The sequence below is a fragment of the Pectinatus brassicae genome, from assembly GCF_014201835.1.
Taxonomy (GTDB): Bacteria; Bacillota; Negativicutes; order Selenomonadales; family Selenomonadaceae; genus Pectinatus; species Pectinatus brassicae.
In genome coordinates this window covers 1-21,080 of sequence record NZ_JACHFH010000035.1, presented here as the reverse complement: position 1 = coordinate 21,080, position 21,080 = coordinate 1, and the positions used below count along the sequence as shown (strand labels likewise).

At 36.9% G+C, this 21,080-nt stretch carries 16 protein-coding genes and 1 pseudogene; 4 read left to right on the top strand and 13 right to left on the bottom strand.

Annotation, left to right across the window (positions count from 1 at the left end; genetic code table 11):
- Positions 1–92 precede the first annotated feature (92 nt).
- The gene (locus HNR32_RS11315; protein WP_183862734.1) at positions 93–1,775 is read right to left on the bottom strand and encodes a bifunctional diguanylate cyclase/phosphodiesterase; all 1,683 of its coding nucleotides are present in this window, start codon (positions 1,773–1,775) and stop codon (positions 93–95) included.
- A 328-nt stretch (positions 1,776–2,103) separates the two neighbouring features.
- Between HNR32_RS11315 and fumC the strand changes: the two genes are divergently transcribed.
- Positions 2,104–3,489, top strand: a complete 1,386-nt coding sequence (gene fumC, locus HNR32_RS11310; RefSeq protein ID WP_183862732.1) for a class II fumarate hydratase — start codon at positions 2,104–2,106, stop codon at positions 3,487–3,489.
- A 44-nt stretch (positions 3,490–3,533) separates the two neighbouring features.
- Here the strand turns inward: fumC and HNR32_RS11305 are convergent, their stop codons facing one another.
- A complete protein-coding gene (locus HNR32_RS11305; RefSeq protein ID WP_183862730.1) occupies positions 3,534–5,441 on the bottom strand; it encodes a 6-carboxyhexanoate--CoA ligase in 1,908 nt (635 codons plus the stop codon).
- Positions 5,442–5,651: 210 nt separating this feature from the next.
- On the opposite strand from HNR32_RS11305, the gene HNR32_RS11300 reads away from it, so the two are divergent.
- Positions 5,652–6,980, top strand: coding sequence for a cation:dicarboxylate symporter family transporter (locus tag HNR32_RS11300; protein WP_183862728.1), 1,329 nt, complete (start codon positions 5,652–5,654; stop codon positions 6,978–6,980).
- An 87-nt stretch (positions 6,981–7,067) separates the two neighbouring features.
- Here HNR32_RS11300 and HNR32_RS11295 read toward each other — a convergent pair whose 3' ends face one another.
- From HNR32_RS11295 to HNR32_RS14530, 6 genes and pseudogenes are all read right to left on the bottom strand, one after another.
- Positions 7,068–8,375 carry an amidohydrolase gene (locus HNR32_RS11295; RefSeq protein ID WP_183862726.1) on the bottom strand — a complete coding sequence of 436 codons (1,308 nt, stop codon included), beginning with the start codon at positions 8,373–8,375 and terminating at the stop codon, positions 7,068–7,070.
- Positions 8,376–8,397: 22 nt separating this feature from the next.
- Positions 8,398–8,853: a hypothetical protein gene (locus HNR32_RS11290; protein WP_183862724.1), complete on the bottom strand. Its 456-nt coding sequence runs from the start codon at positions 8,851–8,853 to the stop codon at positions 8,398–8,400.
- A complete protein-coding gene (locus HNR32_RS11285; protein WP_183862722.1) occupies positions 8,843–9,652 on the bottom strand; it encodes a DUF3100 domain-containing protein in 810 nt (269 codons plus the stop codon). The genes HNR32_RS11290 and HNR32_RS11285 overlap by 11 nt, the downstream gene beginning before the upstream one ends.
- A 320-nt stretch (positions 9,653–9,972) precedes the next feature.
- The gene (locus HNR32_RS11280) at positions 9,973–11,697 is read right to left on the bottom strand and encodes a metallophosphoesterase (protein WP_183862720.1); all 1,725 of its coding nucleotides are present in this window, start codon (positions 11,695–11,697) and stop codon (positions 9,973–9,975) included.
- A 257-nt stretch (positions 11,698–11,954) separates the two neighbouring features.
- Positions 11,955–13,097, bottom strand: coding sequence for a methyl-accepting chemotaxis protein (locus HNR32_RS11275; RefSeq protein WP_196611123.1), 1,143 nt, complete (start codon positions 13,095–13,097; stop codon positions 11,955–11,957).
- A gap of 81 nt (positions 13,098–13,178) precedes the next feature.
- Positions 13,179–13,684: pseudogene (locus HNR32_RS14530) on the bottom strand (MCP four helix bundle domain-containing protein); the annotation flags it as partial.
- Positions 13,685–14,023: 339 nt separating this feature from the next.
- Between HNR32_RS14530 and HNR32_RS11265 the strand changes: the two are divergent.
- Both HNR32_RS11265 and HNR32_RS11260 read left to right on the top strand, forming a co-directional pair.
- Positions 14,024–14,389, top strand: coding sequence for a hypothetical protein (locus HNR32_RS11265; protein WP_183862716.1), 366 nt, complete (start codon positions 14,024–14,026; stop codon positions 14,387–14,389).
- Positions 14,390–14,641: 252 nt separating this feature from the next.
- The gene (locus HNR32_RS11260; protein WP_183862714.1) at positions 14,642–16,459 is read left to right on the top strand and encodes a carbon starvation CstA family protein; all 1,818 of its coding nucleotides are present in this window, start codon (positions 14,642–14,644) and stop codon (positions 16,457–16,459) included.
- Positions 16,460–16,522: 63 nt separating this feature from the next.
- Here HNR32_RS11260 and gpmA read toward each other — a convergent pair whose 3' ends face one another.
- The 5 genes from gpmA to HNR32_RS11235 form a co-directional block, all read right to left on the bottom strand.
- The gene (gpmA, locus tag HNR32_RS11255) at positions 16,523–17,263 is read right to left on the bottom strand and encodes a 2,3-diphosphoglycerate-dependent phosphoglycerate mutase (protein WP_183862712.1); all 741 of its coding nucleotides are present in this window, start codon (positions 17,261–17,263) and stop codon (positions 16,523–16,525) included.
- A 37-nt stretch (positions 17,264–17,300) separates the two neighbouring features.
- Complete coding sequence (gene namA, locus HNR32_RS11250) at positions 17,301–18,323, bottom strand: NADPH dehydrogenase NamA (RefSeq protein ID WP_183862710.1); 1,023 nt, start codon at positions 18,321–18,323, stop codon at positions 17,301–17,303.
- Positions 18,324–18,511: 188 nt separating this feature from the next.
- Positions 18,512–18,979 (bottom strand): Fur family transcriptional regulator, encoded by a 468-nt coding sequence (locus HNR32_RS11245; RefSeq protein WP_183862708.1) that lies wholly within the window; start codon positions 18,977–18,979, stop codon positions 18,512–18,514.
- 2 nt (positions 18,980–18,981) lie between these two features.
- Entirely contained in the window at positions 18,982–19,509 is a 528-nt protein-coding gene (locus HNR32_RS11240; protein WP_183862706.1) for a MarR family winged helix-turn-helix transcriptional regulator, read from the bottom strand.
- A gap of 326 nt (positions 19,510–19,835) precedes the next feature.
- On the bottom strand, positions 19,836–21,080 hold a 1,245-nt coding region (locus tag HNR32_RS11235; RefSeq protein WP_183862704.1), incomplete at its 5' end, for an IS110 family RNA-guided transposase.

Genomic DNA, 21,080 nt, shown 5'->3' with positions numbered 1-21,080 from the left:
TTATTATCAGGTGTTTTGGATTAAAAATGAAATTAGACTATATAAAAATCCATCGATTTTTATATAGTCTAATTTCGTCTTATAAAGGAAAGCTAAATATTTGTATCCAATAATTTTTCATAATCTGGAATAGATAAAGGCTTGGAATAATAATATCCTTGTATCCAAATACAGCCAATGGAGCGTAAAAAATCAGCTTGTTCTTGTGTTTCTACGCCTTCAATAATAACAGGAAGTTTAAGCGCTTCGGCCATTTGTATAATTGAGCGGATGATTATTTTACTGCGATGGGGGTGGTTCTTGTTCTGTAAAAATTTTAAATCCATCTTTAAAATATCCACAGATATATCTTTAAGCATATTTAGAGAAGAAAATCCACTGCCAAAATCATCCATAATGATAACGAAACCACAATTTTGTAATTTTTGGGTTATTTCTATTATTTGGGTAGTATCATTTATATAAGCGCTTTCTGTAATTTCTAATTCCAATAGATGGGTAGGCAATTGATATTTTTCCAGTAATTTTTGGAGAAATTCCACTAGAGTATCATCATACAAGTCTATGCGGGAAACATTTATTGAGATAGGATAAAGCGGTTTGTTTTCACTGAGCCATTTTTTTAATGTTTTACATACTTCTTCCCAAATATATTTGTCTAGTTCCAAGATAAAACCATTGGTTTCAAGCGAAGGAATAAATTTATCAGGAGCGATATGACCATGTTGTGGGTGATACCAGCGAATGAGTGCTTCAGCACCAATGATTTTTTTACGGTGCAGATCATATTTAGGTTGAAGATAAAACATAAATTCCTTGTGGATAAGGCTGGTGGAAATATTATTTATAATTAATTGTTCATTCATAAGATTTTCGTAAATAATATTATCATATTCACCATAGGGAACTAAATAATGTCCCTTGCTTTTTTTTAATGCCAAAATAGCTTTATCACACATTATGCTTATTGGTAAATTATTATTACAAATGGAATATACACCAAAAGATAAAATAACCTTGTAGTTATTTCGAAAGTTATTAGCAATGGTATTTAAAGAATTAATAAAAAAGTGACGGTTATTATTTTGTGCAGGATAACATAAAACAAATTTATCAGCGTAAAGTCGGCCATAAGTAAAACAAACTATATTGGCAAATTTAAAAAAATTGCCAATGGACAACAATAATTCATCGGCAATATCAATTCCAAAAACTTCATTTATTATTTTGAAACGTTCAATATCAAGGCACATTATTTCAAAAGATAAGGAAGGATGTGTTTGAATGAGATTTTGTGTTTTTTCATAGAAACTATCTTTATTATAAATACCAGTCAATTTATCAAGATATAATAAAGAAGGACTTTCCAGTAAAAAATTATTATTAAGGGAGGAACAGCTGCAGGACGGAATTTTAAAAAAATGAATGCCGGTTATGCAAAACTTATTTTTAGTTTCTTCATACATAACTATAATATTATAATTATGTAGTTTTTTTATATTTTTGTGATATAAAGTAAAATTAGATTTTAAAATATTGCTAAAATTGTCACTTTTATAAAACTCATTATTAATTATTTGGTAAGGGGAAAGAGTCATAAGTTCCTGCTCTAATAGAATGTCTAGTTGTTTTTTTCCTGAAAAATACTTAGGAAAATGTGAGCTAAAACCGATAGCATTATCAGCTAATAAATCAATAATAGGATTAATTTCGCCCTTACTATAAAAATTATTTATAAGGTTTTCTATTAAAGTGTATGAATTAAATTGTGTCACGAGAAACCTCCATTTTATAGATTATAGCAAGAATGGTAATTAAGAAAATAAATAACTAAAAATGGTATGGTATGATACCTTATGCAGAATAAAAGTACAGGTGGCAGCAATTATTTAAAATAATATAAATATTATTATCATAATAGCATCTAATTATGATAAAATTATGGCAAAATATAATCTTTATTATAACACAAAATAATATATAAATTTTTAGAAATAAAAATATGCAGCAGGAATTTGACATTATTATATTGAAAACCTATAATAAATGATATCGATTCTCAATGATCATAGAATTTAAATATAATAAGTAGGAGGTTTTTATATGCAATATCGTATGGAAAGGGATTCTATCGGAGAAATAAAAGTTCCAAATGATAAATTATGGGGTGCACAAACACAAAGAAGTTTTGAAAATTTTAAGATAGGTACAGAAAAAATACCAGCAGAAATGGTGCAGGTTTTTTCTCGCTTAAAACGAGCAGCAGCTCAGGTTAATATGGATTTATCATTGCTTGATAAAGAACGTGGTATGGCAATAATACAGGCTTGTGATGAAATAAATGAGGGCAAATTTGCTGATAATTTTCCCTTAGCTGTATGGCAGACTGGCAGCGGCACGCAGTTTAATATGAATATGAATGAAGTAATTGCCCATAGAGCTGGGCAGATCCTGCAGAATGAAGGTAAAGCTATCAAAGTTCATCCGAATGATCATGTAAATCATTCGCAAAGCTCTAATGACATATTTCCAACAGCATTGCATGTAATGACCTTAACTTTGCTAAAAAAACAATTGTTCCCGGCAATGGATGAATTTATTGTTGTTTTAGATAAAAAGGCAGCAGCTTTTAATAATATAATAAAAATAGGGCGTACCCATCTTATGGATGCAACGCCGTTAACACTGGGGCAGGAAATAAGCGGCTGGAGCGCAATAATAAAACGCAACAGAGAGATTATTGAACAGGGAATGGAATATGTTCATTATATGGCAATGGGAGGGACAGCTGTTGGTACAGGGATTAATACACATCGTGAATTTGCTGTACGTGTGGCTGATGAAGTAAGTAAAGTTACTGGAGAAAATTTTGTAACGGCTCCCAATAAATTCCAAGCCTTGTCGAGTAAATCGGAATTGGCAGCAGTACATGGACTGCTTAAAGCTTTAGCGGCGGATCTTATGAAAATTGCCAATGATGTTCGCTGGCTGGCCAGTGGGCCACGTTGTGGTATTGGGGAAATAACTATTCCGGCTAATGAGCCAGGAAGCTCAATAATGCCGTCAAAAGTAAATCCTACACAGGCTGAAGCCCTTACAATGGTTGCGGCACAGGTAATGGGGAATGATACGACGATTGGTATGGCAGCCAGTCAGGGGAATTTCCAGCTTAATGTGTTTATGCCGGTTATTGCCTATAATATGGTACAGAGTATACGCCTATTAAGTGATAGTATTATATCATTTAATCATAATTGTGTTGTGGGGATAGAACCTAACTTACCGCGAATCAAAGAACATTTGGAACAGTCCTTAATATTGGTAACAGGGCTGGTGCCGCTTATTGGTTATGATAAGGCAGCTGAAATTGGCAAGAAAGCCGCTAAGGAAAATATCACATTAAAAGCAGCGGCATTATCATTAGGTTATGTTTCAGAAAAAGATTTTGATTTTTATATGAATCCAGAACGTTTAATTAAACCAGAGTGATAAGAATTAATAAAAATACAGCTGACGTGGAGTCAGCTGTATTTTTATGTTATGGAATTAATTGCAGACGCAATTTTATTGGCCGCAATTGATAAATCGTTGTGGCTGTGTGAAGCCATGATTGCAGCACGCAGACGGGCTTCCCCCGTTTTTACGGTGGGGTAACGAATAGCTGATAAATAAATATTGTCGGCAAAAAGATTATCGGCAATTAGGCTGCATTTTTTTTCATCGCCAATAACAATAGGGACAATGGCAGAAGGGGATGCAGCGGTAATATTATTTTGCTGCAGACAGTTACAAAAATAAGCAGTGTTCGACTGCAGCTGTTTTACAAGTGATGGATTGTTTTCTAATATATTTAAAGCTTCCATGCTGCTGGCAATGACAGCAGGTGATAAGCTGGTAGAGAAAATAAAGCTGCGAGCCTTATTTTTCAGGTAGTCAATAATAAGGGTATCAGCACAGATAAAACCGCCTTCGCTGGCTAAAGCTTTACTCATTGTACCAACGATGATATCAGGTTTTAGGGAACTATTATAGTATTCTACGATTCCTCGACCAGCTGCGCCAATAACACCGGTGGAATGAGCTTCATCAAATATTGTTAACAAGCCATAACGTTTGGCTAAAGATAAAATTTGGGGGAGATTGGCAACATCGCCATCCATGCTAAATACGGCATCACTGACAATGATTCCATTGGCAGTATCAGCCAGCTTTATTTTATTTTCTAAATCAGCCATATTATTATGCTGATAGATGATGGTTTTTGCTTTACTGAGACGACAACCATCAATAATACTGGCATGGTTTAATTCATCACTGAAGATAATAGTGTTTTTATCAGCAAGGGCTGAGATAACTCCAACATTAGCCATATAACCAGTGTTAAAAAGGAGTGCTGCCGGAAAATGCTTAAATTGAGCCAGTTTTTTTTCCAAGGAAATATGAAGTGGATTTGTTCCTGTAGTAAGGCGTGAACCACCAGATCCTGTGCCAAATTCTTTAAGGGCGGCAATTGCTGCATTTTTAATATTGGGGTGGTTGATAAGTCCCAGATAGTTGTTGGAGGCCAATAAAATCATATCTTTATTATGACAGGTTATATGCGGGGCTTGAACGGTATCTATTTTTGTTATTTTGCGATAAAGGTTTTTTTTATGGATTTCTTGTAGGTCAGCTGTTATTTTTGTCAGCACATTATTTTGTGATAACAGAGATGGCGTACTTTCTAGAGGCGGAATGTTTTTAACAATAACACGTTGCTTTTCCAGGTAATTAATGCATTCATGAACATTTTTATTTATGCCGCGATAAAGAAAAATTCTGCCGCCGTCTGGTGAGCCCATTGATTTTAATTGGCTGATTCGGACATAACCAATATCTTTGGCAGCCACATAGCCGGTTATATAATCAGGATCATCAGATACACATATTTCTCCAATGATATGGGGCGTATTGGCAACCTTGGTGGCTAATACAAGAGCTTCAGCAAAATGGTTTTTATCACAGGGACAGGCAGAATCCTCAGCATCCATATATGTGGCACGGATACCGCGTTGTTTGTCAGGCTCTAATCGTTCCAGCGTATCAACATTTAACAACATGGCACCTCGCATATTGTAGGTGTGTTTAAATAGGGACATTATTTGTTTGCCGTTAGTTATATTTAATTGTTCTAATATTTCCAGAATTTTTTTTTGTCCAGTAGTGGCAGAGTCTACAGAGATTGATTTTACAGGCAGGGCAGGCAAATATTCTATATTATGTTCGTCGATTGATTCGATTTTTAGATTTATATAATCAGGTGAGCCTTTGCTATGATGTAATGCTCGTTGGAGGAGCAAGGTGGAATCAGTACATATTTTTTCCTCAGTGATAATTTTTTCAGCACCGGATATATGGCAGTTTTGTTTGCTTGCGCGCATTTTAAGGCTGTATAAAGCCATAATATTATCTCCCTATAAATAAATTTCATTAATCTGACATAATAATACAAATTATATAGATATTTGTCAACCTTCCGTGATAAATGGTTAACAATATGGAATATATTATCAACATACTAATAATTATTGATTATTGATAAAACTTATGTTAAAGTATATTAAATAGAAATATTATTTATTTAATAATGATTGAGAACTGGAAGGATAGATATGGTTTTATTTAATTTGTTAACAGTTTTAATATTATTTGTATTGTTGTTTTATTTACAGCGCCGCGGCGTGTCTTTTGGTAAAAGAGTATTACTAGCACTTATACTAGGTCTTGTTGTGGGTTGTGTTTATCATTTGATTTATGGAATTCACTCACCCATAGTTAAAGATACCCTGAGCTGGGTAAATATTGTTGGTTCAGGTTATATAAGAATGCTGAAACTTATTGTAATTCCATTGGTTTTAGTATCAATTACGTCCTCTATTTTACAGATAAAAGATATGAAGACATTTCGTACTAAGGGACTTACAATAATAGCGGTACTGTTGTTTACTACTGTTATTGCTGCCGGTATTGGCGCAGCATCGGCACTTGGCTATAATTTATCGGCTGTAGGAATGTCCGCAGGCAATGCCGAAATAGCAGCTGGACAAAAATTTGAAACAAAGCTTGATAGTTTTTCGGCTAAACCTATACAGCAGCAATTGATAGAAATAATTCCTACCAATGTGTTTTATGCTTTTACGGGACAAAACAGTGCCGATACTTTATCAGTTGTTTTTATCGCTGTACTTATCGGACTTAGTATTTTAAAAATCAGGCAATATAAGCCGCAGACAGCAGAATTTTTGCAGACAGTAATATTGGCGGTGCAGGATATTGTTATGGAAGTCGTAGAATTTATTTTAAAGATTACACCATATAGTATTTTGGCCTTGATTATTAAATTTATTGCAACAAGTGATCTAAATAGTATTTTAAAACTAGTATCGTTTGTGGCAGCCTCATATACAGCAATTATTGCCATGTTTATTGTTCACTTATTATTATTAACGCTGGTGAAATATAATCCCATCAGCTATATTAAAGAAGCTTTTCCGGTGTTATCATTTGCCTTTATGTCCCGTACCAGCGCAGGAACACTGCCGCTCACAGTAAATGCATTGGAAAACAAGATGGGCGTATCACAGGGAACAGCTAATCTGGCTGCATCTTTTGGTATCAGTATTGGACAAAATGGCTGTGCGGGGGTATATCCGGCAATGCTCGCTGTTATGATTGCACCGACAGTGGGGATTGATCCATTTACGGCAGCATTTTTATTAAAACTAGTGTTTGTTACAGCATTGGGGTCGTTAGGTATTGCCGGAGTTGGCGGCGGGGCAACATTTGCCGCACTTGTTGTATTATCAACAATGGGACTGCCGGTTGGACTGGTCGGACTATTAATTGCTATTGAACCGCTTATCGATATGGGCAGGACAGCTCTTAATGTCAGTGATGCCATGACTACGGCGATTATTACTGAAAAAATAACAGCAAAATAGTATTAAGAGACAAAAAAACTCCTATTGGCAGTGCCAATAGGAGTTTTTGCCGCAGTAAAGGGAAATTGCGCATTCATTGCTTCAATATTATTTTATTGATTCCATATATTCAAGATATGTTTCTTTAGTCATTACTGGTTTATAATTTTTTACGATTTTTTCAGCCTCAGCCGCATTATCATATAATAAATCAATAATGGTCATAGCTATTGCCTTGGGCGTTTTGCCGTAAGCGGTAGCAGCATCAGTTAGTTTGTACTGGGCACTGTGCAGTGCACCTTCCGTGCAGCCAACCCAGGTATGCAGTACCGGCATAATGTGGGCAACATCACCCATATCAGTACTGCCGGCGGAATGCACACCATCGAAAATATCATTTGTGGCGAAGAAATGACGGCTGTTACTGCGCAGTAATTCACTTAATGTTTTGTCATTGAATAAAGGAAGATAGCCGGGCAGATCATGGATGATACATTCAGCACCAATAGCATCAGCACCGGCTTTTAGGGCGCGGTTAACACGGATATTGGTTTCTTTTAAGGCTTTGACATTAGAGGCACGTACATAGCTTTCCATTTGGACATAATCAGGCACGACATTGACAAGATCGCCGCCATTGTTGATTATTGGATGAAAACGGATGCAGTCTGATTCCTTAAAGGTTTCCCGCAGAGCATTTACACCCATGATACCGAGCATTGCAGCATTTAAGGCATTGATGCCCTGATCAGGAGAAAAAGCGGCGTGAGCGGCTTTTCCTTTATATTCGATGATTTTGGCAATAAAACCATTGCAGCTGCCAGCTACCTGGATTTCACCATTAGGTTTTTCCGTGGGATGGACATGCATTTGCAGGGAGATATCAATGTCATCAAAACCACCTTGGGCAATGATTTCTTCCTTGCCGCCGAGATATTTAATTTTTCCCTTATTGCGTAAAGTATTACGATAGTCGATTTCAATGCATTCCTCTGCTGGTACAGCAAATGGTACAATATCACCATCTAAGTACTGCATGGCATTGGTATCTTTAAAGGCCATGGCAATTGCAGCCATATTGGCAATCTGGATATTATGGCCGCAGCAGTGCATCGCACCTGTTGCTTCGTCCGCGTCAGGATGGTTGCGGCAGACAAGTGCATCAAGCTCAGCTAGTAAAGCTACCGTTTTTTTACTTGATTTACCTTTAAGACGACCTTTTACGCCGGTTATACCCCAGTCAGTGCTATATTCAATATTAAGTGCATCAAATAGCTTTTTTACTTTTTCTGAGGTTTTATGTTCTTTATAGCCAAGTTCAGGTTCTTTATAAATGGAATCAGCTATGTCGATAATATCGCTTTGGCGTTTATCAATAGCACTGCAAATTAATTCCTTTAGTTCATCTTTAGTCATTATCAGCATCTCCAGTAGTAAATTAGAATATTCCTTCTACGTGCAGCATTAATTCTGCCATTAAGGTAGCACAGATAAATGAGCCGGCAGCAACGGCCAGGCAGACAGGAATAATGCGCCAGGATAATTTTTTGAAGCCGTCAATTTCTTTGCCTAATGCCAGACCAGCATAGGCTAAAATAGGTGTAGTTATTGGCAGAAAATTGATATGCTTGGTTTGTTCAACAATCCATTCAGAACCGGGAACGCCAGGGATAGATAAAATAACAGCGGTTAGGGACACCCAAAAAACAACGGGCAGTTTGTTTAGTAAAGGCAGGCGGGCAATAAATAAGCCCAGCAGGGTTATTGCACCAATAATAGCAGAACCAAGCAGATTATCACTAAGTTTACCGCCATAACTCAGTAAATTAGCAACAATCACTAAAACACAAGTAATTACAATTATAAATATAATATCGGACCAATTATCTTTCATGATTTAGAACCTCCGTAGCAGCCGATGTTTTACTGGATTTATTGCCTGTAATAAATTCATAGACTTTTATTGTTACCGGTAATGATATGAATAAGGCAAAATATACACCGACAACGGTAGTCATAAGATTGGCGGCACCAGCATAGGCTTGTATTTTTTGCGCTTCTTCAGGATGGGCGGCAATAATGGAACCCATGGAGGCAGCCATCATGCTGGCACTGCCGATTCCAGCACCCATAGCCAGGGCATAAGGATGAAAGATTCCCAATTTGGCAATGATACCAGCTAAGATAGAAACCCACAAAGCGCCAAATAAGGTGCCGCAGATATACATCCCCATAACACCGCGTCCTTCCGGTGAAAATATACCAAATTTTTCCGCGATAATGGCAACGTTGGGTTCGCGGTCGATGGAGTAGCAGGCACCGATAGCCTCGCGTTTCATTTTAACTAGTAAGGCTACAGGCAGACCGAATAACAGGGTGCCGAAAAAATGTCCGAATTCCTGCATGATAAGTGCAAGTCCTGAATGCATAAGCATATGAAGATTAGGGCCGATGCCCAGACCAATTTTTACCATTAATACCAGCATGGCAATGGGCATAAATTGTCCAGCCCGCGCCATATTACTGTCAGATAAAAGCTTGAATTTAGGAAAACTTATAATACCACCGAATAGTAAGGCGTAAAATAAAGGTAGAAACACAATAAGACCAAATTTTTGAATGCCAATTTTTTCAGCGACAATGACCAATAACAAGGCAAAAAAATGAATACGCCAATTTTTGATTAAGTCCATGATAAACTCTTTTTAAATGTATGATGAAATTATTCAGGCATCGATAAAAATAGCTTTATTTTCCTATATAAACAAAAATAGCGCTTACCGTAAGGAGATAAGCGTCGATGCTTGATGCCATCTATTATAAAAGCAAGCTAATATGGTTGTCAAGTATACACTTTTTGCTAATGTTTTTTTAGACAAGACAGATGGAAAGTTTTGTAGCGAAAAATAAATATCTATTATAATTGCAGCTGCATCTGTAAATTTAGCAGGGTGGTAATTTAGGCAATAAAAATTAAGCAGCGATACCGAAGTATGCTGCTTATGGAGGAGTATTATTTTACAACAAAAAGTATGTTGAGAGAGTTATCGAAGCGACTATTAAAGGAAAAACAAGTTTTTAGGTCAGCCGCAGAAATCATTGCAGTATTTTTATTGATTTTTATGGGCTGGGCGAGACTTACCTTGGTGCCATTGTGAGATGCTGTTGCAGTGTCGGCAGTAAAAGAGAATTTGTCCTTGCCTAGGGTGATATTTGTTGTTTTGTTCTGTTGTTCAATGTCACCGCCAATAAAATCAATAAAGCTGTCTAATGGAATATACCAGTTATTGTCAATTTTCTTAGGTGGAGTAGAAAGCAACGGCGTTTGTAATAAATTTCCCCAGATTGATAGGCGGGTATAATTGGAACGACTTGGTAAAATAGTCCGCGGCGAATCAGTTTTACGAGCTTTATCAATAGTATAGCTGTCAATAAGATGACCGCTTTGCGTATAGCCATCAATAGTAAGCTTCATGCCATCGGCAGTGATTACGGCGTAATTTGGTTCAGCCTGCGGGTCATGGAAGAAGGCGTCCCAAACTTTTTGTGATAAATCGGTATAGAATTTATTGCCGCTGCGCCCAGTTACAAGATAGATAGTACCATTGGCAGGGGAATCAACAAATTTATCCTGATAAATAGGATAGGTACGGGAATAGCCATGATCATGGCCGTTGATAACCAGGTCAGCATGATGTTTATCAATAACAGGCAAAAGCACCTGCTTAAGATCTTCATTAGAACGGGTAGCCTTATTGTAGTAAGGTGTTTTGTGGAAAAAGATTAATTTCCAAGGCTGATTGCTAGTGGCAAGATCTTTATCAAGCCAGGCAGCCTGTTTTTCCAGAAAATCACTGATATAAGGACCTTCTTCATGTTTTTGGCTGTCCATTATACAAAAATGCACATTGCCATAATCAAATGAATATACATGACCTTTGAGTTCAGCGGGACCATTCATAGGCAGCTTCATCTGGCTGAGAAAATAAACTGGCAGGGAAGATTTGGATTCTTCATGATTGGTATAGGTTTCATGGTTGCCAGCAACAGCCATTGCTGGTATTTTTTCCAAAACATTTTTGGCAGCGGCATACCAATTCTTCCAATGATTGTAATCCTGTCCTATTTCCACTAAATCACCGATATTCATAAAAAAAGCAGCGTCAGAGTGGGCGGCATAGGCATTTTCAATCGTTTTTTTCCAAGGACCATATTCAGGATTAGCAGGGATACCACTTTGTGAATCACCGAAAACGAGAAATTTAAATGAAGAAATTTTTGCAGGTTCAGTCGAAAAGGATGCTATTTGACTCCAATTATTATCAGTGCCAACGCGATAGGTGTAACTGGTACCAGGAGTTAACTGTTCAGCAGTAGCATGGTGCAGCTTAACATAATCACTGTTGGTTTTGAAATCTTCGGAGACAGCAGATACAGTAAGTGCATTTTTCCAGCCATTTTTCTTATAATCGGAAGTATTTGTATATTCAAGTACACCATTGGCAGCAGTCAGGGAAGTGGTCCAGGCCAATGTCTGGGTTTTATGTGGATCTAAAGACCAGGTCATTGTAGTATGTACGGGCTGTTTAGTGAAGATATCTGCGGCAAATACTTTGGTTAAATTGATTGGCATGCTGGCAATAGCCAGTGCAGTACCACAGGTTTTGAGAAAAAATCGACGGCTTATACCATGATTTTTTTCGGTAAACAGATTAAGGACACTTTTTTCTTCTTCCATTAAAATTCCTCCAGATAATATAATGTTTAAATATATCTTTTAGCTAGAATCTTTTGTCTTGAGCTAGAACTATCTCCATGCTGAATATGAATTTTTAATTGATATTATAAAGAAGAACCATATTTATTCTAGCTCTTTAAAATAATAAAAGTATTATTATTTTGTTAATATTATGTTATTTATTGTTTAAGACATCCAGTACAAAAAAAGAAGCTATACACATTTTAGTAAGGTGTCAGCTCCTTTTTAGTGGTAACTTAGATTTTAAATTTATGGACAGCAGCTTCTAAATCTTCGGCCATTTTAGCTAAATGTTCGCTGGCACTGGCGATTTCTTCGCTGGAAGAGGCTTGTTCTTCAGCAGAAGAAGAGATGGTGCGAGTCTGGGCAGAGTTGTTTTTGGCTTCATCATCTATTTTTTCGACAGCCATAACAGCAGCATGAGAGCCACTGGTTATTTGTTGTACAGCCGCAGAAATTTCATGGATTTGATTAGACATATTATTTACCATGGATAATATAATTTCGAAACTGCTGCCAGCATCTTCAACAACTTTAGCACCAGCATCGACTTCTTTTTTGCCGTCATTCATGTAGATAACGGCATTATCGGTTTTACTTTGGACTTCATTAATGAGATCAGTTATTTGCTTGGCGGCAGCTTGCGATTGTTCGGCCAGTTTTCTAACTTCTTCGGCAACTATCGCAAAACCTTTGCCGGCTTCACCTGCACTAGCAGCTTCAATAGCAGCATTTAGTGCCAAAAGGTTGGTTTGCCCGGAAATATTGGCAATAACATCAACAATTTGTCCAATTTGTTTGGATTTTTCTTCTAAATCACTTATAACATTTACTGTGGCATTGGTTTTTGTTTCAATTGTCTTCATTTGAGTTACAGCCTGTTTGATAGCAGATTCACCACTGCTGGCGGCAGAGGCAGTGTTTTTGGCTGAGGTGGCAACTGTTTCAGCATGACTGGCTACCTGATTTATAGCATTGGCGATTTGCTGTACAGTTTGGCTCGTGTTGTTGGCCGCTTGCAGTTGATTATCAGAGCTGCTGGAAACTTCAGAAACCGCACGGGCAATTTTATCAGAGGCTTGGGCGGAGTGTTCAGCTGTAGCTGTTAATTCTTCGGAAGAAGCAGCTAGCTGCTCAATCGTATGAATTAAATCACGCAGCAATGTAATAATATTATTTTTCATTTTATCAACAGTGCGTGAGACTTTGCCAAATTCAGTTTTGTCATTAAGGCTTTTTTCGTCAATAGGATGGGAAAAATCACTATCAGCTAAGATTTCAAAATAACTGATAAAATTATTTAGGCGCAGGGTAATTTGTTTTATGATAAGAATACTTAAACCAATGATTACAATAAGTGATATTACAATGAGGACCATAAAAAATAAATTGGTATTTTTAGCTGTTTGTTTATTTTTATCGTTTAATTGAGCTGCGGATTCTTTTACCTGCTCAGACAGAATAGTTAAATCATTGTTGAATTTATCGGAAAGAGGTTTGCCTTTAGTGATAAAAAGTGTCAGGGCTTCCTCATTTTTATTGGCTAAACCAAGCTCGATAATACTACTTCTGGTATCGCGATAAGCAGTTAACTCCTCAATTATTTGTTTATAAAGAGTCCTTTGTTCACTGGTAAGGTCTAGTTTCTCGAAATTAGCAGAATTGTTATTAAAGGCAGCGGCCTGGGTTTTTATATCATTAGAAAATTCATTTTTAGCGCAGGATCTTTAGCAGCGATAATAGCATAGATGTCTGCTTCTATTTTACGGCTCTGGGCGCGGCTGTCATTTACAAACTGTACGGCGGTTAATTGCTGTGAATACATTTTTTCCAAAGCATTAGAGGAATTATTTAACGATATGTAGCCGGTAATACCAACGATTAATAATGCGGCAATTGCCCCTAAACCCAATAAGCTGATTTTTGCTCCTACTTTTAGATTGTAAAACCATTGCACAACAATCATCTCCTTTAATATAAAAATAACTTGTTATTATATTTGCATAATTTTCATAAAATTAATAATAAATGAGAAACTTAATATTTAATTTACTCTTTTCGATATTATCAATATAAGATATAATGCTATATATCTTTAAAATAACAGGGAGTGGCAATCGGTTATCATAAACAGGTTGCAGTATGACCGCAAGGATCGCGGAGAGAATCTGGTTGATATAATCAGGTTCAATCCACCTCTAAGGTGAAGAGTAATGTGTATTCTATAAGCACGATGGCTTATGGAAGGGTAAGCTTAGGCTATATGTATTAAGCTTACAAGGATTATCTTACAAAGGAGGAAAACTTGTATGACTCTAGTATCAGCGCCATTAGCAGTTTGTCAGCACTTCTTGATTCTAATACCACACAACATACATCGACAAGTGCTGCTACATCCTCGGCAAAAGCCAGTTCCGCAACACCCAGCTCTGGCCAGGAAGAAAAATTGGTGACGCTCAAGGAAACATTACCTGATGGTTCAATCTTACTAATAGTAAAAAAGGGTAATACCACTGTTTCCGAAACAAAGGTAGCTGAGCCAACGTCAAATCAAAATGCCAATAATATTGCAGCGGCAGCATCAGCGGCAAAAACGCAGCTTGATAAGTTTAATGATACATCATCAAGCAGCAGTGCATTGACAGGCGCCTTGTTTAAGGCCGAAATTTAAAATTCATAATTGACTAAACTTGCCCCTTGTGTATATTGCAAGGGGCATTATATATGTATAATTTGCCAGAGCTGAAGAAAATCCTTTTTAAAAAGAATAAATATTTATATTATAATAGCTTTTATTTATTATAATATGTATTTACGATAAATAATTTTAAAATACAAAAAAAAGAAAATATTTGGTCTGTTATAGACAATTAGATTATATTGTGCTAAATTATTCTAATAATAAAAAAAGGAGGTCCTTTTAATGAATGGCGTGTATATTGTCATCATTACAGCCTGTTTTCTTATTTTAGCTTATCGGTTTTATGGCGCATTTATTGCAGCAAAGGTACTAACACTTAATGAGTTTAAAACACCGCCATCAATACGGATGAGGGATGGCCATGATTATGTGCCAACCAATAAATGGGTTGTATTTGGCCATCATTTCGCGGCTATTGCTGGTGCCGGCCCATTGGTAGGACCGGTAATTGCAGCACAATTTGGTTATTTGCCGGGAATGCTGTGGATTTTATTCGGCTCAGTATTAGCCGGAGCAGTGCACGATATGGTAATACTTTTAGCATCGATTCGTCATGATGGTAAATCAATTGCCGAAATAGCTAAAACGGAAATAAGTAAATTAGCTGGAACCAGTGCTTTGTGGGCAACTCTGGCGCTGTTAATAATTACAGAAGCCGGTATGGCTGTAGTTGTAGCTAATTCGTTGTTTAACAGTCCTTGGGGAACTTTCACGGTTGGATCGACAATTCCTATTGCAATTTTTATTGGTATTTATTTAAGATTTATTCGTCCGGGAAAAATTAAGGAAGCAACTATTATCGGTGTTGGTCTTATATTATTAGCAGTTGGCTTTGGCCCGGCTATAAGGGATTCAGCAGTGCTTGCACCTTATTTTACGTATAATGTAAAGCAGATTGAAATAGCTATAGCTGTATATGGATTTTTGGCATCAGTATTGCCAGTATGGCTGTTACTGGCACCACGTGATTATCTAAGTACATATATGAAAATCGGAACGATTGCAGTATTAGCATTAGGCATACTTATTGTTGCGCCTGAAATTCGTATGCCGGCTACTTCCCAGTTTCTTTGGGGCGGCGGCCCAGTTATAAAAGGCTCGGTTATCCCTTTTGTATTTATAACTATTGCCTGTGGAGCTTTATCCGGCTTTCACAGCTTGATTTCTACTGGTACCACACCGAAGATGCTTACCAATGAACGCCAGGTGCTGCCTATTGGCTATGGGGCGATGCTTACAGAAGCGTTTATCTCAATGATGGCACTTATTGCGGCTACCAGTCTGCATCCATCGGATTATTTTGCGATAAATTCTACGCAGCAGGCATTTGCGGCATTGGGGATAAATGTTCATGATTTGCCAATGCTGTCACAGATGGTTGGGGAAAACCTTATGCATAGACCAGGCGGAGCAGTTTCACTGGCTGTCGGGATGGCTGATGTTTTTTCTAAAATTCCGTTTATGGATCAATTTATGGGATTTTGGTATCATTTTTGTATAATGTTTGAAGCATTATTTATTTTAACATTAATCGATGCCGGTTCTCGTGTAGGTCGTTATTTACTACAGGAACTTTTAGGTCGTGTTTATAAGCCTTTTTCTGATACGGAATGGTGGCCGGGGATTATTATCAGCAGTGCTGCTATCAGCATATGCTGGGGCTATTTGGTACTGCAGGGCAATATAAGCGAAATTTGGCCGTTGTTTGGGGTGTCCAACCAATTATTGGGCACGATAACACTGGCGATTGGAACATCATATATATTCCGTACAGGACGCGGACGCTATGCCTGGGTAACGATGCTGCCATGCATCTTCATTGCCTGCATAACCTGCTATGCTGATTATTTAAATATTTTCCATAACTATATACCGGGCAATAAATGGTTATTAGTAATAATCAGTGTAATTATGTTTATATTAGTTGCTATTATAATGATAGAAGCTATTCGCAGCTGGATACGCTACAATAGATCAGTAATACCTGATTATCGTACACAAGCTGAAATTGAAGCGCAGACTAAAGCGGAATTAAATTAAATAAGTTAAAATAACAAAGCCATGCAATATTTAAATTTATATTGCATGGCTTTATTGTTTTGTTTAGGCTTTACCCTGAGCGGCAACCTTATCAATTTTTGCCTTTATTGCGGCGTCATCGCCCAGATAATATTTTTTTACGACATGCCATTTATCGTCAAATTCATATACCAAAGGAACTCCTGTAGGAATATTCACATCAATGATTTCTTTTTCCGATAAATTATCAAGCAGCTTTACTAATGCCCGCAGAGAATTACCGTGGGCGGCAACAAGGACTTTTTTGCCAGCCTGCATGTCTTTTAGAATGTAATTTTCATAATAAGGAACTACGCGGTCAATTGTATCTTTAAGGCTTTCACCTAAAGGCAGATCTTCTTTGTCTACGGTACTGTAGGCGGGATTTAATGCTGGATTTCTGTCGTCGTCAGCAGTTAAAAGCGGTGGGCAGACACTAAAAGAACGGCGCCATATTTTTACTTGTTCTTCACCGTATTTTTCGGCTGTACGGGATTTGTTCAATCCTTGAAGTGCACCATAATGGCGTTCGTTTAATTTCCAGGTTTTTATTATCGGCAGCCAGACACGGTCAATATTAGCCAGGACAATATCAAGGGTGTGGATAGCTCGTTTTAAAAATGAGGTATAACAGACGTCAAAGTCAAAGCCTTGTTCTTTCAGCCAGATACCGGCCTGCTTGGCTTCGTTTTGCCCCTTGGCTGTTAAATCTACATCAGTCCAACCGGTAAAAAGATTTTTTTCGTTCCATTCACTTTCACCATGTCTAATTAATACTAATTTCATATATTGCACCTCTTTCATCCATAATTAAAATTATTATTTATATATGAGGATAAGCTCTTTCATAGGCTTTAGGCAGATAATCAGCAATACCGTATTTTTGAGCAGCATTAACAGCAAAATAGGGATTGCGTAATAATTCCCGTCCGAAGGCAGTCAAATCACAACGATTGGTTTGCAGCACTGCTTCAGCAAGCTCGGCATTAGTTAAAAGTCCAACGGCAATTGTGGGGATATTACATTTTTCCCGGACTGTTTCCGACAGGTCTACCTGATAACCGGGATAAGATCTTACCGGTGTTGGCAACAGCCCCCCTGAACTTACATGAGCCATATCTATTAAAGGACAGACATGATTTATAATATCAACAATCATAGCCGCATCAATACCATTTTCTTCGTAATCAGAGGCAGACACTCTTATCCATATTGGTTTATCTTTAGGCCATACTTCGTGGATATTTTCCAAAACTTCCCGCAGCAAACGTGCACGGTTTTCCAGGCTGCCGCCATATTCATCGGTACGTTTATTGGTAAGCGGGGACAAAAACTCGTGAATAAGGTAACCGTGAGCAGCATGGACTTCTATGCCATCAAAACCTGCTCTATCAGCTCTTATGGCAGATGCTTTGAACGCCATAACTACATCTTTTATTTGTGTGAGCGTCATTTCGGCAGGTGTTTTATAGTCCTCATTAAAAGGGAGAGGGCTTGGGGCAAGCGGCTGACCATATAGTGATTCATTTTTGCGTCCAGCATGTGCCAGCTGGATGGCAACTTTGCTGCCGTATTTATGGCAGGAAGTTACTATTTGGGATAGCTTATCTATTTGGGAATCTTCCCAAAGGCCTAAATCATTATCAGAAATGCGCCCTATTGGTGTTACCCCCGTGGCTTCAATAATTATAAGTCCGGTGCCGCCAATAGCACGTGTTGTATAATGAGTGAAATGAAAATCATTGGCTTTGCCGTCATTAGCAGCACTATACATGCACATAGGCGGCATAACAATGCGGTTTTTTAAGGTCATGTTTTTAAGCTCAAAAGACTCAAATAATTTCATATATTTTCACTACTTTCAGAATATATTTTATAAAAATTAATAACCATTTATTACCATTATATAGAGATGAATAGTAAATTTCAATGATGGGAAAACAGTATTGATAAATAATATGAGCCAATCATAAAAGCTGTGATTATAACTGGTGCGTATCTAAAAAATTATTAAATTTAACTGCGATCAAATAATTATTTATATAAGCGTGGTTTGCGGCAGTCAGGGCCAATACCGTAATAAAAGATAGTAGACGATTCAATTTTGAAATTATAATTTTTACTGATGTGCTGCTGACATTTATTTATTTGCGGTAGTATATCATTGAGATCTAAATCAAATATTTTACCGCACTGTTGACAAATAAAATGCGGATGCGGCATATTGGCATCGGCCTGAATAAGTTCATAATAGTTATTATCATTATAGATATTCAGCTTGCGCAGAATATTATTATCAGTAAGAAATTTTACAACACGATAAACCGTAGTCAGCGAGATATCAGTTGAATGGATTTGGGTATAATTATAAATATTCTCTACGCTCATATGCTCATGCGGATGGGCAGCAATAGACTCAATTACTAAACGTTTTTGCCGGGTGAGGCGGTGTCCGTCTGCCGATATTTGTTCAATGATAGTGTTGATTATATTTTGTGTCATAATTATTGCCCCATATTGTTGTTGTTAGCTGATTCTGTCATTTGACAGCGGTGATGACCGCAATTATGTCTATGTTTATGCTGGCAGTGAGCTTTATTACATATTCCCTGCACAGAAGCCAGATGGTCAGATAATTTTTGACCAATAGTCAGCATTTGCTGTATTTCTTCTGTGCTAAGACAGTCAAATAAACTGTTATTTAAAGCAAGATTCTGTTCATGCGATTCTTTAGTACTGTTTTTACCGGCTTCCGTTAAAAATATATGCATGACACGCTGATCTTTTTTATCATGCTCACGTATTATTAAACCGGAATTTTCCAGTTTAACAAGTGTTTCAGTCATTGAGGAGGGGCGGATATCGAGTTTTATGGCCAAATCACGTTGAATAATACCGGGCGTTTCAGCTATTAGTAATAATAAATGAGAATGGTCATGGTGCGGAGCAGTATTTTTATTATATTGACGGCGTCGCAATTGCCGGCTTAAACGATGCAGTGTTTTAGCTAATTGATAGGCATTGGTAGTCATAATATTCATCCTTTGTAAAAAAAATAATTAGGAACCTAAATATATAATGAGTATAGCAATAATAATAGGTCAAGTCAACAATAATTTAGGTACCTAAATAGTTGTTGACATTTAGAAAATGCAGTGTTACACTGAAAAAAGTTAGGGACCTAAATATATTTGCGATTGTATTGTTAATACAGGTTGCTGGAAAAGGCTGTTTCAATATAAAAGCAATCTGGTAATATGTCAAGCCCATAAAAATAAAATATTGTAAGCAATTCAGTAAAAAAGAGCGCATTCAATAAACCTTTTTGAATTTTTTCAAAAAGAGGTTAATTAAGATATTAAATTTGGTCTACTCTGGAAGAAGAGTAGAGTTGATTTTTGGCCAGCAATCCAAAAATCAACCGAACAAATTTACGGGCGGTGAGTACGAGTGCGCGTTTATGTTGATGAAGTTTTACTTCATCGAATTTCTTTTGGTAATATACTGCAAATTCATTGCAATGCTTTTTTATATGACTAACTGCTTCAATAAGGTAGTATCTTAAATATGCATTACCTGCCTTAGAAAGAATTGTATCATCGGCTTTAAATTGCCCAGACTGGTTTTCTCGCCAGACAAGACCTGCATATTTGGCAAGGGCATCTTGAGATTTAAAGGCATCAATACAGCCAATTTCAGCAAGGATACCTGCAGACATAACGGGACCAATTCCCGGAATAGATAAAAGAGATTGGTAGGCATTGGGATTAAGCCCTTTAAGAGTTTTTTCAATTGCAGCATTTACAGCTTTCATTTCTTTAGTGTAGGTAGTAATAAGATTGAAGGAAGAAGCAATGGCAATTGTTAAAGGTTCATATAAACATTTATCCAGCCGATAAGAATTACGGGCAGCTTGTTGTAAAAGTTTAGCTGTATTTTCTGGATTAGAAAAACGGTTATGTCCTTTTTCACATACATAACTTATAAGTAAATCCATCGGCATGTTAATAATCTCTTCAGTAGAGAGAAAATCGGTAAGCACCGAAGTTGCCGTTGCACCAAAGTTATCAGAAAAGGGCTGTTGTTCTTCTTCAAGCATAGAAAATTCACTGAATTTGAGGAAAATATTAGAAAGCATATAAGTTTTTTCTCTAGTAAGAGCTTTTGCTAAATGAAGGCGATGACGTGTTAAACGTTGAAGGGCAAGAAATTGACTGCCACGCCATGGCTTAATAGTAATTCTGCCAACACGAGCAAAATCAGCAATGACAAAAGCATCAATATAATCATTTTTGCCAAGGTCAATAAAAGATTTCTTGTAATTGGCAATCATTTTAGGATTTACACAATAAACAGCTGTATTAAAAGGCATCAAAAGCTGGCAAGATGACAGATAGTTAGCAATATGAATGCCATAGAAAGATGTAGATTCTAAGGCTATTATAATGCTTGAGAGTTCATGATGAGAACTGAGGAATTCAGCAAGCTTTTGGGCCAAAATAGCAGCGCCGGGATAATTATTAGAAACAGCAAAAGAAAGTAAAGGTTTTTTAGATTCAAATTCTAATAAAACAACAACATTCTCACGGGAACTAATATCAAT